This window comes from Myroides gitamensis (assembly GCF_029894455.1).
Taxonomy (GTDB): domain Bacteria; phylum Bacteroidota; class Bacteroidia; order Flavobacteriales; family Flavobacteriaceae; genus Flavobacterium; species Flavobacterium odoratum.
Genome location: NZ_JARYHN010000001.1, coordinates 1,978,707 through 1,992,478 on the forward strand (window position 1 = coordinate 1,978,707; position 13,772 = coordinate 1,992,478).

General features: G+C 35.1%; 14 protein-coding genes. 12 read left to right on the plus strand and 2 right to left on the minus strand.

The genetic code is table 11. The features are described from left to right. Positions 1-704: 704 nt before the first annotated feature. The 6 genes from M2306_RS08740 (at position 705) to M2306_RS08765 (ending at position 5,426) form a co-directional block, all read left to right on the plus strand. Entirely contained in the window at positions 705-1,277 is a 573-nt protein-coding gene (locus tag M2306_RS08740; protein WP_259190673.1) for a helix-turn-helix domain-containing protein, read from the plus strand. An 86-nt stretch (positions 1,278-1,363) separates the two neighbouring features. Then, on the plus strand, positions 1,364-2,842 hold the full coding sequence (locus M2306_RS08745; RefSeq protein WP_259190672.1) for a serine hydrolase domain-containing protein: 1,479 nt from the start codon (positions 1,364-1,366) through the stop codon (positions 2,840-2,842). Between the two features lie 368 nt (positions 2,843-3,210). Then, positions 3,211-3,681, plus strand: a complete 471-nt coding sequence (locus tag M2306_RS08750; RefSeq protein WP_259190669.1) for a lipocalin family protein — start codon at positions 3,211-3,213, stop codon at positions 3,679-3,681. Positions 3,682-3,961: 280 nt separating this feature from the next. Then, positions 3,962-4,336: a hypothetical protein gene (locus M2306_RS08755; protein WP_259190667.1), complete on the plus strand. Its 375-nt coding sequence runs from the start codon at positions 3,962-3,964 to the stop codon at positions 4,334-4,336. A gap of 30 nt (positions 4,337-4,366) precedes the next feature. Further along, positions 4,367-4,756, plus strand: coding sequence for a hypothetical protein (locus M2306_RS08760; RefSeq protein ID WP_259190665.1), 390 nt, complete (start codon positions 4,367-4,369; stop codon positions 4,754-4,756). Between the two features lie 103 nt (positions 4,757-4,859). Beyond that, positions 4,860-5,426: a hypothetical protein gene (locus tag M2306_RS08765; protein ID WP_259190663.1), complete on the plus strand. Its 567-nt coding sequence runs from the start codon at positions 4,860-4,862 to the stop codon at positions 5,424-5,426. A 60-nt stretch (positions 5,427-5,486) separates the two neighbouring features. Here M2306_RS08765 and M2306_RS08770 read toward each other — a convergent pair whose 3' ends face one another. After that, positions 5,487-6,587: a WG repeat-containing protein gene (locus M2306_RS08770; RefSeq protein WP_259190662.1), complete on the minus strand. Its 1,101-nt coding sequence runs from the start codon at positions 6,585-6,587 to the stop codon at positions 5,487-5,489. 304 nt (positions 6,588-6,891) lie between these two features. Here M2306_RS08770 and M2306_RS08775 point away from each other — a divergent pair, with 304 nt between their 5' ends. The 6 genes from M2306_RS08775 to pstB all read left to right on the plus strand — a co-directional run bounded on the left by M2306_RS08775 (position 6,892) and on the right by pstB (position 11,863). Continuing rightward, a complete protein-coding gene (locus M2306_RS08775; protein WP_259190661.1) occupies positions 6,892-7,491 on the plus strand; it encodes a hypothetical protein in 600 nt (199 codons plus the stop codon). 1 nt (position 7,492) lies between these two features. Then, positions 7,493-8,314 (plus strand): hypothetical protein, encoded by an 822-nt coding sequence (locus M2306_RS08780; RefSeq protein ID WP_259190659.1) that lies wholly within the window; start codon positions 7,493-7,495, stop codon positions 8,312-8,314. A gap of 303 nt (positions 8,315-8,617) precedes the next feature. After that, on the plus strand, positions 8,618-9,400 hold the full coding sequence (locus M2306_RS08785) for a substrate-binding domain-containing protein (protein ID WP_230848109.1): 783 nt from the start codon (positions 8,618-8,620) through the stop codon (positions 9,398-9,400). Continuing rightward, positions 9,390-10,280, plus strand: a complete 891-nt coding sequence (gene pstC / locus M2306_RS08790) for a phosphate ABC transporter permease subunit PstC (RefSeq protein WP_259190658.1) — start codon at positions 9,390-9,392, stop codon at positions 10,278-10,280. Before M2306_RS08785 ends, pstC begins: the two co-directional genes overlap by 11 nt. Further along, the gene (gene pstA, locus M2306_RS08795) at positions 10,270-11,127 is read left to right on the plus strand and encodes a phosphate ABC transporter permease PstA (protein ID WP_115089784.1); all 858 of its coding nucleotides are present in this window, start codon (positions 10,270-10,272) and stop codon (positions 11,125-11,127) included. The genes pstC and pstA overlap by 11 nt, the downstream gene beginning before the upstream one ends. After that, the gene (gene pstB / locus M2306_RS08800; RefSeq protein WP_002991260.1) at positions 11,117-11,863 is read left to right on the plus strand and encodes a phosphate ABC transporter ATP-binding protein PstB; all 747 of its coding nucleotides are present in this window, start codon (positions 11,117-11,119) and stop codon (positions 11,861-11,863) included. Before pstA ends, pstB begins: the two co-directional genes overlap by 11 nt. 110 nt (positions 11,864-11,973) lie before the next feature. On the opposite strand, the gene M2306_RS08805 is transcribed toward pstB, so the two are convergent. Beyond that, a complete protein-coding gene (locus M2306_RS08805) occupies positions 11,974-13,743 on the minus strand; it encodes an RCC1 domain-containing protein (RefSeq protein ID WP_259190656.1) in 1,770 nt (589 codons plus the stop codon). Positions 13,744-13,772: the final 29 nt, after the last annotated feature.

A 13,772-nucleotide genomic window follows, 5' to 3' on the forward strand; every position in this document is an offset into this window, starting at 1 on the left:
AATGAATAAAAGGCTACCCTTAATCAAATTATAGAGTATTTTAAAAATTTTAGAAAGCAAACTGAGAAAGCAACTCCAACATTAAAAAATAGAATCCCAGAAAATAACAAAATCTTATATGTTGGTAAATCAAATCGTCATGTTTGGGGAAGATTAATTACTCATTTAGGTTTTCATACTCACAAAAGCAAAGGAATCCCTAAAGCGTTGAATAATCATGGACTACAGTTGCATTTTTGGGCTAAAGAACTATCATTACAAATAAAACTTACAGTTATTGAGTTTGAAACTGATATGAAAATTATTTTACCTGTTTTAGAGAAACAATTAGCAGCTGAACTTAATCCTATAATCGGAAAACATTAATATCCGAATTTGCATCAAAAAACATATTGAAAAAGTTATCAAAAAGGTAGCAACACATCATGTTTTGAGGCACTAGAAATTGAGACTCTTACTTTCAAAACAACTTGCTCTCACAAAAGGTTAGAAAACTACTCCGGAGTCGCTAGTTTTATTTAAATAATAAGTTAACTCAAAATATTGAGGGGATATGTTTTTTTTTATAAAAAAATAAAAACAATTACTTTTGTTTGAAATTAATAAATAGTTTAACGCAATACGTATATAAGTGTTATTTTACGAAATTATACTATGATTTGTTTCAAAACAAAAAATGTTATCTGCAATTTTAGAAAAACCGTATGTCAAAATTAAAGCTGATTAGAGAAACAAAAAATTTAACTCAGGAAGAATTGTCTGAAAAATCGGGTATTTCCGTAAGAACAATACAACGAATTGAAGCTGGAACAGTTCCAAAAGGGCATACACTTAAAGTGTTAGCAAAAACATTAGATATTCTGGAAAAAGAATTGCTCAATGATGATAAACAAACCGAAGCCGAATCTTTTGTCAACAATTCAGAAAATTCAGGATCTGAAAGTGAATTAGATTATTCAAAAATCAAACTTATTAATCTTTCTTCCATTCTGTTTGTTATTTTTCCACCGTTAAATATTTTAGTGCCACTCATTCTTTCTTATGCTTTAAAGCAGAAAAATCATTTAACTATACAAATTGTTTCCCTTCAAATTTTATGGACAATTTTGGCTCCTATATTTTTCTTTTTAGGAATCTTTCTTAAACTCAGAGACTCCTTCACAATCGTGCTTTTAGTTATCATTGTTTTGTCTAATGTTTTCTTAATTCTCAGAAACCTTGCAGAAATTGACAGAAATAAAAAACTTCGTTATCAATTGAATTTCAATATGATATAATTTTGTCGGGTAATTGTCAGGTAATTGTCGGGATGATTATTTGAATGAAAATCAATTAATTCTGAATCTTTGTCAAAAATAAAATAATGACAAAATCATTCGGAATTCTAGTTCTAGTTCTATTTCAATTGATTGGAAATATAAACGCACAAATCGATAAAAACTCGACATTATTTCTGGAACTCAAAGCGCAAGACAGTTTACTTTTTGACGTTGGCTTTAACAATTGTGATATTAAACAATTTGAAAACTTGTTAAGCGACAATCTGAAATTTTATCACGACAAGGATGGTATTTCTGGCAAAGAAAAATTTTTGATTGACTTAAAAAATGGAATTTGTAACAGTCAAACTAATCGACAAGTTCAACGATTCTTGGTAAAAGAAAGTACTGAAATATTTCCACTTTATAAAAATGGTGTTCTTTATGGTGCTATTCACAATGGAGAACATAAATTTTCAGAAAAAGGAGAAAGTCAAGGAGGAATAGCAAAGTTTTCCAACCTTTGGCAATTAGAAAATGGCGAATGGAAACTAACAACGTCATTTAGTTTTGACCATCAAGCGGACGAAAATAGAAAAACAGAAAAATCAATTTTTGAAAACGAAATTGAAGTTGAAAAATGGTTAAAAGAAAATAAAGTACCTACCCTAGGAATTGGCGTTATTGAAAATGGCCAACTACAACAAGTAAAAGTTTTTGGCGAAATTTCAAATGGAAATTCAACACCTTACAACACTATTTTTAATGTAGCTTCTTTAACTAAACCCGTTACTGCAATGGTTACATTAAAGTTGGTAAGTTTAGGGAAATGGAATTTAGACGAACCTATTTACAAATATTGGACAGATCCCGATATCGCCAACGACCCACGAAATAAAAAACTTACAACAAGAATAATTTTAAGTCACCAAACAGGTTTTCCAAATTGGCGCTGGATGAATGAAAATAAAAAATTAAATTTTCAATTTGAACCAGGAACGAAATATCAATATTCAGGAGAAGGAATGGAATATTTGCGAAAAGCTTTAGAAAATAAATTTAATAAATCGTTGCAACAATTAGCAAATGAACTTATTTTTCAACCTTTGAAAATGACTGACACAAAATATATTTGGGACAAAAATGTGGACACAATAAGATTTGCCATAGGTTATAATAAAGATGGTAAAGCATACGAAACGGTAAAGAATAAAACACCTAATGCAGCAGACGATTTATTAACAACAATTGAAGATTATGGAAACTTTTTGGTAAGTGTGATGAATGCGGACGGACTTTCAAGAAATGTATTTGATGAAATGACAACTAAACAAGTTGCAAGTACAAAGGGAAAATATTTTGGTCTAGGATTTGAAATTTATGACTTGGGTAATGAAGAGATTGCACTATCTCACAGTGGTGCAGACAATGGAGTACAAACCCTCTTTGTTATTTTTCCAAAAACTAAAATTGGAATATTAATTTTCACAAACTCAGACACAGGTGTAAGTCTTTATGAAACTTTATTAAAACACTATTTAGGCAACAACGGACAAAAAATATTTGACATTGAAACGATATAAATTATTCTATATTTAAAAATAAATTAGGACTGACACAGTCCATGCCACGCTCCCAATTAGATAAATAAATTAAATTATTTGTTTTTATATCAAAATCAAACAATTCTAATCATAGCCTAAAACCTTCCAAATAAGGCACTCACCACAATTCAAAAAAGGGAACCTCCCTATTGATAAAGCATAAAAAGTAAAGAGGCAGCCCCTCTTTCTCCATAAAAAAAACCGATAATGAAAGTTATCGGTTTTTTTATGCCAATCTCTCATTTGAGTTATCTAATCCCTTATCATTAAACGCGAAAGGATTTAATTCAACATCACGTTTCACAAAGTCTCTTGAAAGTTTTATTTTTACCTAAAAATAGAATGAGATGAAAAAGATATTCTCCTTTTTGCTAGTATCTGTATTGCTTTTGGGAATGAATAGTTGCAAAGAACAAGAAGCAACTAAAGGCTATAAAATAGAAAATCTAATTGGGAAATGGGAATTAGCATCCGCTAAGATTTACGATAGAGAAGCAAAGTTTTTATCTGATACTAGTCCTAAGAATGAAATGGGCTGCGAACCGCTAACCTGGGTTTTCACAGTAGATCAAATCGAGATTCACACGCATACAGGAAAAGATGAAGAGGGGCATTGTATTGAAGAAGTTATTCGCTTAAGCTATAACATTCAAAACAGCACCATCCATACGACAGACGATACGGGCGTAAAAGAAGAAATGCTTATTACCCATTTGACAGAGGATGAATTCGCTTTTATGACTTCCATGTCCAATCCTATAGACGATAAGGTTAATGCTATTAAATACACGGAAATTACGTGTAAGCGAGTGAAGTAGAAAAAGGATTCGCCTCAAAGGCCTCATACAAAGTGATCGTTATTTAACTACATCACACAAGAACAGATAATAGCAGAAAGAACCATAATCGAAACACCATTTTGAATACGTTCCTTTTGATTAACATACCAAAATTTACTTTAATTCAAGCTTTTAGCTTTTTTGAAAACCAAATGTTAATTATCTTAGCCTACGTCTTTTTACCCATTATTTACGTATTTTTATTTCTTATATTTATAATTCGTACTAAGCAAAACATTGTTAACACTAAAAAGAAGCTATGGGATTTGATATCAGCTACCATCCAATAAGTGAACAAGAAATACAAACCTGGTATTTCGATGTACTAGAAGACGAATCGAGTATTGAAAAACTAGCCCAAGAGCATGATGTTGACGAATTCTATGTTGAGAAGTATATCAATACGGTTGAAATAGCTAAGACAACTGCTCCTACAGATTACTTTGACAAGACACACGGCTATTATATTGCGGTAATACAAGGCTTTTTCAGGACGTACTTTTACACCCGAGGTACTGCCTTTTCCTTTTTCATTCAAGACAAGCCACAGTTTAAAGCATATACCACGCCTTGGGAAGATATTTTAAAAGTTAAAGTGCCCAACCCTATCGCAAATACTTTAGTTGAAAACTAGAGCTCTGGTATTTATATCAATGCAAATCAGGTGGTAGCTCTGTTGTCTGATTACCAAACAAAGGAGGAAGTAAAAAGAGAGTTAGACGATTTTTATTCGCATAACCGAATCAATGTTTTTCTGAAAGCACTAACTTATGCAAAAGAACATAACCTTGGACTTTTAGAAGCTACTGAAGTAGTTGAGCCCAATCCTATGAATCTCAACGAATCGACTTGTTATTCTAATTTATTCCATTGCGATACTGAAGGTGCCTTGTTGTATGAAGAGGCGATGTTTGAACAACTAAGGGAATTGGAAGGGAATCAAGGGTTAAATGACAACGAAATTCTTGAAAATACGGAACGCGTAATCATCACCCATGAACAAATGGTTCCTGAAAAGAAAAAAAGCTTTTGGCAAAAACTGTTTGGCAAATAGCACAGCTTTATTTCGGCTTTATTTTTGTATTGAGTTCAATGCTTTTTGCGACATATATACAACAATAGATTAACTTCATCCATAACATAAATCCATATCATCTATGTCTTTTTTCAGCAAACTATTCGGGACAAAAAGTACCCCTCAACAAGTCAACGAGATAAAACCAACCGCGGAACCAGCTACAACTGCGGAAAACCACTCCCCTTTTACCTTGAACCACATTGCTTGGACTTTTTCGGCTAAGTTTTATACGGACGCGGAAGAGTTTAACCAAGAAGTAATCGATTACCAAAATCTTATTTATAAAACAAATGAAAATTGGAAACCCAACGAGGTTGTTTTTGATGTTCCTGAACTACAAATTCAGTACATGGCTTGGGTAAAAGGTGCGTCCGATTTACTTGAAAATGAAATATTGATTGAAGAGGATCGAGATGTTTTTGAGGAAGAACCTTATGAAGAAGAGGATGATATGTATCAGGTGGAGCTTTTAGCAACGTTTACTGCTGACAATGGCAAGCATTTTACGGCTCTAGAATTTCTATTAAAAACGCATAATCAACAAGTAAACAAAGAACTGGGGGATCACGTATTTTTTGAAGGTACAGATGAAACCCCAACCCTCATCAACGATTTACCTACTTGTTATATCGCTTGTGGTAGTTAAACAAAAATAAAAGGAGAATGCTTCTTCAACAAATAACAAAAAAGCACCCTACAAAAAAACCTATCCTTTTACTTGTTCATTTCTGATGGTTACACTAATCAATTTATATCCTTCATTTGTTCGTAAAAACTCAAAGTGATTTTGGGTAAATTTCTTTTTATCATGATGGGAAACCACAATTGTCAGGGTAGGGTATTCCCAATCTTTTGCTTCTCTACATCCATTAAAATAGGGGTCAAACTCGGCGCCTTCAAACAGGAAGGGGTTTAGCCCATCTTTAGAAATAAAATACTCGCAATTGGGTTGGGTAATGACTAATAACTCTTTTTTTAGTACTGGAAAATTAGCGCGAATAAACGCCTCTTTTTCAGTATTTGCCCATCCTTCGGTTGATTCCCACATCAGCGTATCATAAGACGCTTGTATTAATTTCTCTTCCGTTAAATCGACAAACAAGTCATGGATCAACCATTGTCTAAATTCGGTTTCGAAATCCATAAACGAATAATACCATCCGTCTTTTCCTAAAAACACTTTTCGGTTAGTATCCGCAGGAGGAGTTTTCGTTTTCTCGAGGGAGTAAAAATTGAGTGCATAATCATACGAGAAATTTTCAACCAAGACATTATTCAACGTATCCAGTAATACTTCTTGTCCTCCTGACCAACTAAAATGGTTACACGCTGCATGCTCTCCAGCAGACCAATATTTTTTTTCGGCTCCCTTTAATCCGACAATCATTCCGTTTCTTACTCTCGTTAAATCACTATATACGGCAGGAATAGCAATGTCTCCTTTGCTATTGAGCATCCCTACTTGATCTGTTTTTGAATCCCTGAAACGAATAAAACCTTCGCTTTCACAGTCTGCTCCGTTGTCAAAAATATACAAACTATCCACGCCTACACTTCTCCCCTCTTTCGTCAGGTAGTAATTTTTCCAACTTTCTCCTACTTCTTCTGACACTGCTATAATATTGTCAAACTTATAGGCATAGGAATACCCGACAAACTTGGGTTCTATTTTAACTACTCCTTGTTGGTCTTTATAACCAATTCGAATGCTATCAGTAGCAAAAAAAGCAGTCCAACGATCTTGGTTCTGTCCAAACATCATACAACTCCAAGAAGTTAAAAGGAATAGCAAAAGGAAATGTTTCATTATGGGTTGGGTTGTGAAAGAGTAAAAATTCGCGCTATTGTTTACTCAAAGGTAGTAATTATAAATAAAAAATAGGGCTTTCGAAAAATGCAACATGATACGAGCCTTTTCTTTTTCAAGCTTACCCAGTTAAGATACAGCCTAGAGTGGCTGTCCGACGATTTAAGTAACTAAATACGATAGTAAAAAACATCGCATTATGTTATTATTTTATACATAATTCATTTTATTGTAAAATTTAATTTTATTTTTACTATATATTTAAATAAATTCACATATAAAAAACACAAAACACTATAAAAAAATGTCAACAAAAACCACCTTAATTGAGCAATTGGACCCTCTAAGGGGAAATGATCATTATCCTTCTCAGGAAATCAAAGATCAATTAATCCAATCGTATTTGCCTACATCCGTATCGGATTTAGCGCTTAACTTATCCAATATTACTTCGCAATTTTATGCGTTGCTTTTACAATCTATTGGTGCAAAATATGGTGTAGCCGCTGTACAAGAGCACTCTGAAACACTCTTCCACCATCTTGGCAGGGTAAAAGCTGAACAAGCGTTACTCAAGGATCCAACCATCCCTCGAGATTGTCGATCTTTTATTTTCGTTCTTATTTCGGCCATTTACACTTCAAGTCCGGAGTATACCTTTACCGTTAAAAAGTTTACTGCGGATGAAGCTATCGTTTCTTTAGCTGGAATTGACCGCTACCACAGAGCTGCTAAACAATTTGGTATAGATACGATGCTATGCTTTCCAACGCTTCTTGCCTTTATAGAGGGAATCAAAGACTACTTAGAACTAAACGAGGTGGAAATAACAGCCTCTGATACTTCGTATGATGCTAATTCTAAGGTAACGAATACTTACACCTTTAAAAAAAAGCCTATATAATATGAAAGATATAGCCCAACGGTTAGGTGAAAATTCGCCTTATTTATTTCCTCTAAACTCTTTAGTTATTCAGGATACGACCTTAGAATATACCGAGTCAATAGCCCTCTCAAATTCTTTTGAAGCGTTTTATAAAGTACTGCAAATAGCTTCCTCCTTGGGAAGTATAGCACTGCTCCAAAAAATGGATGTTGTTTCTAAGACCTTTTTCTTAGGTGAGAAGCTGAGAATACGAAAGATTCCACAGGGCGAAATTAGTGATGAATTAAAATATCAGGCAGAGAGTTTATTATTTTCGGAACGAAAGGGAAAATCCTTAGTTAATATCTTTGATCAACACCAGCAGTTGGCTTATACCTTTGAGCTGGATTATATTATTTTTACAGAAGATTCTTTTCAACGCGTTTTTAAATCGTTTTATACGGCCGAACTTGCGTTAAACAACACTGTTGAAATTCGAAATGAAGTGACGGTAACACCGCTTTGTTCTTCTCATTTTCAAGTGATCATCCAAGCTTTTTCAGCCGAACAATGTGCAGGTCATTTTGATCATTATCCTATTGTACCTGCTGTTTTTATTGTAAACCGATTGTTATCTGCTATTGAAACTTTTTTCAAAATGCAAGATACAAGCCTATCAACTAAAACCCTCGTTGTAGATAGTTTAGAAATTTTTCCTAGCACGGCTACTCCGCCGAATACGGAACTACATGCTCATGTTTATTATCGTCAAATCACAAAGAACAACTATTTATTTGTTTGTCCGATTTGCGATAGTCAGACAGAATATGGTAATTATATCATTACAATAAAATTACAATAAGCACACCCTTGGTGTAAACTACTGCTTACTATAAAAGCCAATAACCTCTCGTTATTGGCTTTTTCAGTCGTATTCCTTCTTTACTGTTCTTTCCTTATTTAACTAATGTAAGAACGCTACATTAAGTTATCGCTTTTTACCACTAAGAGTTAACACATTGATAATATTGGAATAACCTTTACTTTAAAGTAAACGATGTTTTTTGTGCTAATGAAACAGCTATATATTCTTACACGAAAAAGTCTGCTTATTCTCTCGTCTTTACTACTATTTTCATGTGGAGACAAGAACCACTCCATCAAGATGAAGGGATCGGATACAGAGGTGAACCTTGCGGTAAACTTAGCAGAAAAGTATACAGAAGTAGATGCCAATTTTAGTATTGCAATCTCTGGAGGAGGCTCAGGAATCGGAATTACTTCTTTGTTAAATGGTCAAGCGGATATTGCGAATTCTTCTCGCCCTTTGTCCGATAAAGAGATTCAACAATTCGAAGACAAGAAAATCAAAGTACGCACTGTGATTTTTGCAGAAGATGCCACCGCCTTTGTTGTTCATAAAGACCTTCCTATTGATGTGATTGATCTTGAAACCTTAGCCAAAATCATGAAAGGCGAAATCACCAACTGGAATCAACTGACCTCGGTCGATTTACCTATTAATATTTACGGACGTCAAAGTAGTTCGGGAACGCATTCTTTCATCAAAAAGAAACTCAAAATAGAATTTTCTAATGCGGCCAAGGAAATGACGGGAAATGCTCAAATTCTTGAAGGAATTAAAACCGATAAATCGGGAATTGGTTATGTTGGAGCGGGTTATATCTCTCATGAATCTGCTACGAATCCAACGGTAAAAATTTTAAGCATTAAAGAAACCCCTACGTCTACGGCTTATTCTCCCATTGATTCACACGCCATCAACAACAGTTTATACTTTTTTCAACGCCCTCTTTATCAATTTATTTTGGAAGACTCATGGGAAAAGGTAAAGCCATTTATTGATTTTGAAAATAGTCCAATGGGGAAACAACTCATTAAAGAACACGGGTATTACATCATAGAACGACCACAAAATGAAATATAAAGTTAGAATTAGTTTAGATATTGCCTTCAAATATATCTTCAAAGCAACAGGTCTTTTAGTTCTGTGCTTATTGGGTGGAATTTTAGCCTTGTTAATTTACAATTCTTTTTCCTTCTTCATGGATGTGAAGCCGCTTGATTTTATCACGGGAATGGAATGGAATCCAACCGCTAAAAATCCAGCTTATGGAATGTTACCGCTCATCTTGAGTACGACCATCGTAACTTTTGGGGCCATGTTAATTGCGATTCCTTTGGGGATAGGTACTGCAGCCTTTATCTCTGAATATGCGGGAACTCGTTTAAAAAACATCTTAAAACCTGCGATTGAAATGCTAGCCGCTGTACCCTCAGTAGTTATCGGATTTTTAGGTATTGTTGTGGTAAGTCCAGGTTTAGCGGATATGGCGGGATTGCCGAATGGGCTAAATGCTTTAAACGGTGCTATTTTACTCGCTGTTATGGCTTTACCCACGATCATCACAATAGCAGAAGATGCGATTCACGCCGTTCCTAAGACCTATAAAGAAGCGAGCTATGGCGTTGGAGCTACCAAATGGCAAACCTTGCGCAAAGTCATTATCCCTGCTGCTGCACCTGGAATCATCTCTGCTATTATGCTAGGTGTAGGTCGAGCGGTTGGAGAAACCATGACTGTGCTTATGGCAACTGGAAATGCAGCCTTGATTCCAACGGGATTCTTTGATTCTGTAAAAACCATGACCGCTACGATTGCCATCGAAATGGGAGAAGTTCCCTACCAAACGACACACTACTACGGATTATATGCTTTAGCTACGGTTCTATTCTTTATGACCTTAATAGCCAATCTTGTAGGAGAATATTTTATCAACCGATTAAGAAAATACCATGCAGCTTAATAAATTTAAATTATCTTCTATCATCGAATGGGGAACCTTAGTAGGAACAACACTCATCGTTTGCTTTTTTCTGGTTGTCATCCTCTTAGAAATAATAACGAAAGGTGCTGGAAGTATCTCGTGGGAATTTATTTCTAGTGTTCCCAAAGAGGGAATGACAAAAGGAGGAATCCTAACCCCCATCATAGGAACAGTCCTCATTACGCTCATTACTGCTTTATTCAGTATTCCGTTTGGGGTATGTTGTGCCATCTACTTGAATGAATATGCAGAAAATAATTGGTTGACTCGTATCATCCGTGCTGCTATTCGAAATTTATCTGGTGTACCATCGATCATTTATGGTTTATTTGGATTGGCTTTATTTGTACAAACCTTACAACTAGGTACGTCTTTATTAGCTGCGGGATTAACCTTAGGCTTATTATCCCTTCCATATATCATCACGACAACAGAAGAGGCCTTGATGCAGATTCCCAATAGTACAAGAGAAGCAGCTTTAGCAGTAGGTGCAACAAAATTTGAAACAATCAAGGATGTTGTAATCCCTTCTGCAGTTCCAGGAATTTTAACTGGTGTTGTCTTAACCTTGTCAAGAGCCGCTGGAGAAACCGCTCCTATTCTATTTACGGGAGCAGCCTTTTACATCAGTGATACCAATGGATACATCAACCAAGAGTTCATGGCTTTACCGTATCACTTGTATATGTTATCTACCCAACACCAATCCATTGATGAAGTAAGACCCATTGCTTATGGTACTGCTTTAATCTTAATCCTTGTGGTGTTTTTATTAAACTTAAGCGCATTTTATATCCGTTATAAATTCAGAAAAAATGAAAACTAAATTAGCTGCTGACAACTTAAACATTAGCTTTGGAAGCAAACACGTTTTAAAGAATGTAAGTGTACAATTTGAAGAAAATAAGATTACCGCTTTAATTGGTCCATCTGGTTGTGGAAAGAGTACGTTATTGCGCAGTTTTAACCGCATGCACGACTTGGTTCCTTATGCCAAAATCCAAGGTTCAATCAAATTAGAAGATCAAGATATTTATGCGAAAAACATCCCCGTAACGGAGATCAGAAAGCGCATTGGAATGGTTTTTCAAAAAGCAAACCCCTTTCCAAAGAGCATTTACGATAATATTGCTTATGGATTAAAAATCAATAACTTACCCCATGATAAAAGCGTCATTGAAAAAGCGTTAACAGAAGCGTTCTTATGGGATGAAGTAAAAGATGATTTAAAAATGCCTGCTCATCGTTTATCTGGAGGACAACAACAACGCCTTTGTATTGCAAGAGCCGTTGCACTACGTCCAGAAGTGATTTTAATGGATGAACCTTGTTCAGCTTTGGACCCCGTAAGTACTATTAAAATTGAAGAATTAATCCTTCATCTAAAAGAAAAATATACCATCGCTATTGTTACGCACAACATGCAACAAGCGCAACGTATTGCAGATCATACGTATTTTATGTACTTGGGTGAAGTAAAAGAAAGTGGATTGACGCAGGATATTTTTGAACATCCAAAACACGAAATGACCAAGAATTACATCAATGGGGTATTTGGGTAAATAAAATTCTTTTTTCTACCCTTAAAATAACAAGGATATAGGTACTCATTCCAAACAAGTACTTATATCCTTTCATTTTGTCTATAGTGAACATATTTTTACTCCGCTATCTAGCGCGAAATAAATTGGTTTCTTTCTTCAGTAGTGTCTGTTGCATTTTGCATCAATTGTCGAACTAAAGGGTTACTGATAAAGTGAGATTCACAATTCTTAAATTCTGGATCTGAAGCAGTATAAAATGAAATTGTTATTGCGGTTGGGCACTTCACTAAAAGTCCTTTAAAAGTACCGTAATAGGTTCCAGGCATTACTGCCTCAGGGTTAACAACAGGAATTGTTCCATTGGCATCCATCCACCAATCAATTCCCGTACTACCTGAAGGAAGTACAGCTGGTATAGCCTCAGTTAAATCAAAAACAGAACCATTACATGTTTTTCTATTATTAAACATAGGTGAAGAAACGGCTCCACAAACAGACAATTCTGAAGTATCACCAAAATTGTACTGGACAATAGTACTATCTTTAGTGGGATGATCTGACATACTACCTGCAGATTGGTGCCCTACATAACCAAATTTAGTTGCGCATTGTTTAATTAATAAACTGGTATGCCCTCCTGTTTCTACGGCCATGAGCAAATCCCCCATATTCAACTTTGTTTTATTATAGGTTCCTGTTATACTCCCAGGCATCAAAGTTGGTGGCAACGGATTTACCGTCCCTCCTAACATAGATCCTTGATTATATCCCCAAGCCCATAACTTTCCTTCTTTTGTCAATACATTTATTGAAGCTGAACCATTATAATGTTCTTGTGGGCTAATCCATGCGATATTATCAGCTAATTCATAGGTTTCCCCTCCTATGCTAGATGATGTTACTACGTTATACCAACTATTCCGAGCTATAGTACTATTATCACCTAACTGTTTGCTAGAATTATCTCCCATAGTATACAATCTTCCATTTGTTCCTAAAAGATAATAAGAAACCCCTGTTGTTGAACGTGTCATACCAATCATTTTGGGTGTTACATCAGCTACTGTTGTCATTAGCGTAGCAAATTTTCTATTACTTGCCCCTGTATTATTTCCTAAACGTGTATTTACTCCCCAAGTATAAATTTTCCCTTCTGCCGTAAGTGCCATAAAAGCTTGATATGTTCCACGAACTGCAACAACATTCTCCAAGGGTGTATCTGGAGCTGTACTTACACGATGCCATAAGCGATTATTATTACTTGTAGCTATTGCACCATCTCCATATGCATCCCCATTCGACGCCAATACCCATGCTTGTCCATCACAAGTAACAATAGCGAGACCTTGCCCAGTTCCAAACATCATTTTTACTGCTGTCGGTTGTACCCCTTGTGGAAGACCATCCGATTTAAGCGACTCTTGCTGAACATTGTATGTTCCAATGGATACTTTTCTAAAACTGTTGTTTGCAACATTATAAATATTAATAGCAACTAGCGCTCCAGATGTTCCCCATATATACAATCCCTCCGTTGTTAATACAGCAAATTGATGTGCTCCTCCTATAGTAAATTTTAAAACAGAACCTGTTAGCTTATTTTCTCCAATTCCATAATTAATTCCATTAAGCTCCAATGGTGGAGCTACGTTTGCACCCGTTTGACCTGAACCTTGCCCCCACACGATGACTTTCCCATCATATTCCTTTACGATTGTCGCATGAAAACTACTAACCATATTATCATATTCAATGGTATTAGGGTCTGAACTATTTAGATATGTATTTCCATTACAAGATCCATCAACACAATATTGTGCATACGTTTCAAAACTAGTTCCTAAGAGGAGTATTAGCCACATCGCACCTAAAAAATTGTATGTTGTATAACAATTCATCTCAATCTATTTTTAATTAAACCTCAATT

Coding starts and splice junctions, on each gene's coding strand:
- M2306_RS08775 (WP_259190661.1), top strand. CDS start 6,892: ATGTCAACAAAAACCACCTTAATTGAGCAATTGGACCCTCTAAGGGGA.
- pstA (WP_115089784.1), top strand. CDS start 10,270: ATGCAGCTTAATAAATTTAAATTATCTTCTATCATCGAATGGGGAACC.
- M2306_RS08785 (WP_230848109.1), top strand. CDS start 8,618: ATGAAGGGATCGGATACAGAGGTGAACCTTGCGGTAAACTTAGCAGAA.
- M2306_RS08770 (WP_259190662.1), bottom strand. CDS start 6,587: ATGAAACATTTCCTTTTGCTATTCCTTTTAACTTCTTGGAGTTGTATG.
- pstB (WP_002991260.1), top strand. CDS start 11,117: ATGAAAACTAAATTAGCTGCTGACAACTTAAACATTAGCTTTGGAAGC.
- M2306_RS08805 (WP_259190656.1), bottom strand. CDS start 13,743: ATGAATTGTTATACAACATACAATTTTTTAGGTGCGATGTGGCTAATA.
- M2306_RS08765 (WP_259190663.1), top strand. CDS start 4,860: ATGTCTTTTTTCAGCAAACTATTCGGGACAAAAAGTACCCCTCAACAA.
- M2306_RS08780 (WP_259190659.1), top strand. CDS start 7,493: ATGAAAGATATAGCCCAACGGTTAGGTGAAAATTCGCCTTATTTATTT.
- pstC (WP_259190658.1), top strand. CDS start 9,390: ATGAAATATAAAGTTAGAATTAGTTTAGATATTGCCTTCAAATATATC.
- M2306_RS08740 (WP_259190673.1), top strand. CDS start 705: ATGTCAAAATTAAAGCTGATTAGAGAAACAAAAAATTTAACTCAGGAA.
- M2306_RS08755 (WP_259190667.1), top strand. CDS start 3,962: ATGGGATTTGATATCAGCTACCATCCAATAAGTGAACAAGAAATACAA.
- M2306_RS08745 (WP_259190672.1), top strand. CDS start 1,364: ATGACAAAATCATTCGGAATTCTAGTTCTAGTTCTATTTCAATTGATT.
- M2306_RS08750 (WP_259190669.1), top strand. CDS start 3,211: ATGAAAAAGATATTCTCCTTTTTGCTAGTATCTGTATTGCTTTTGGGA.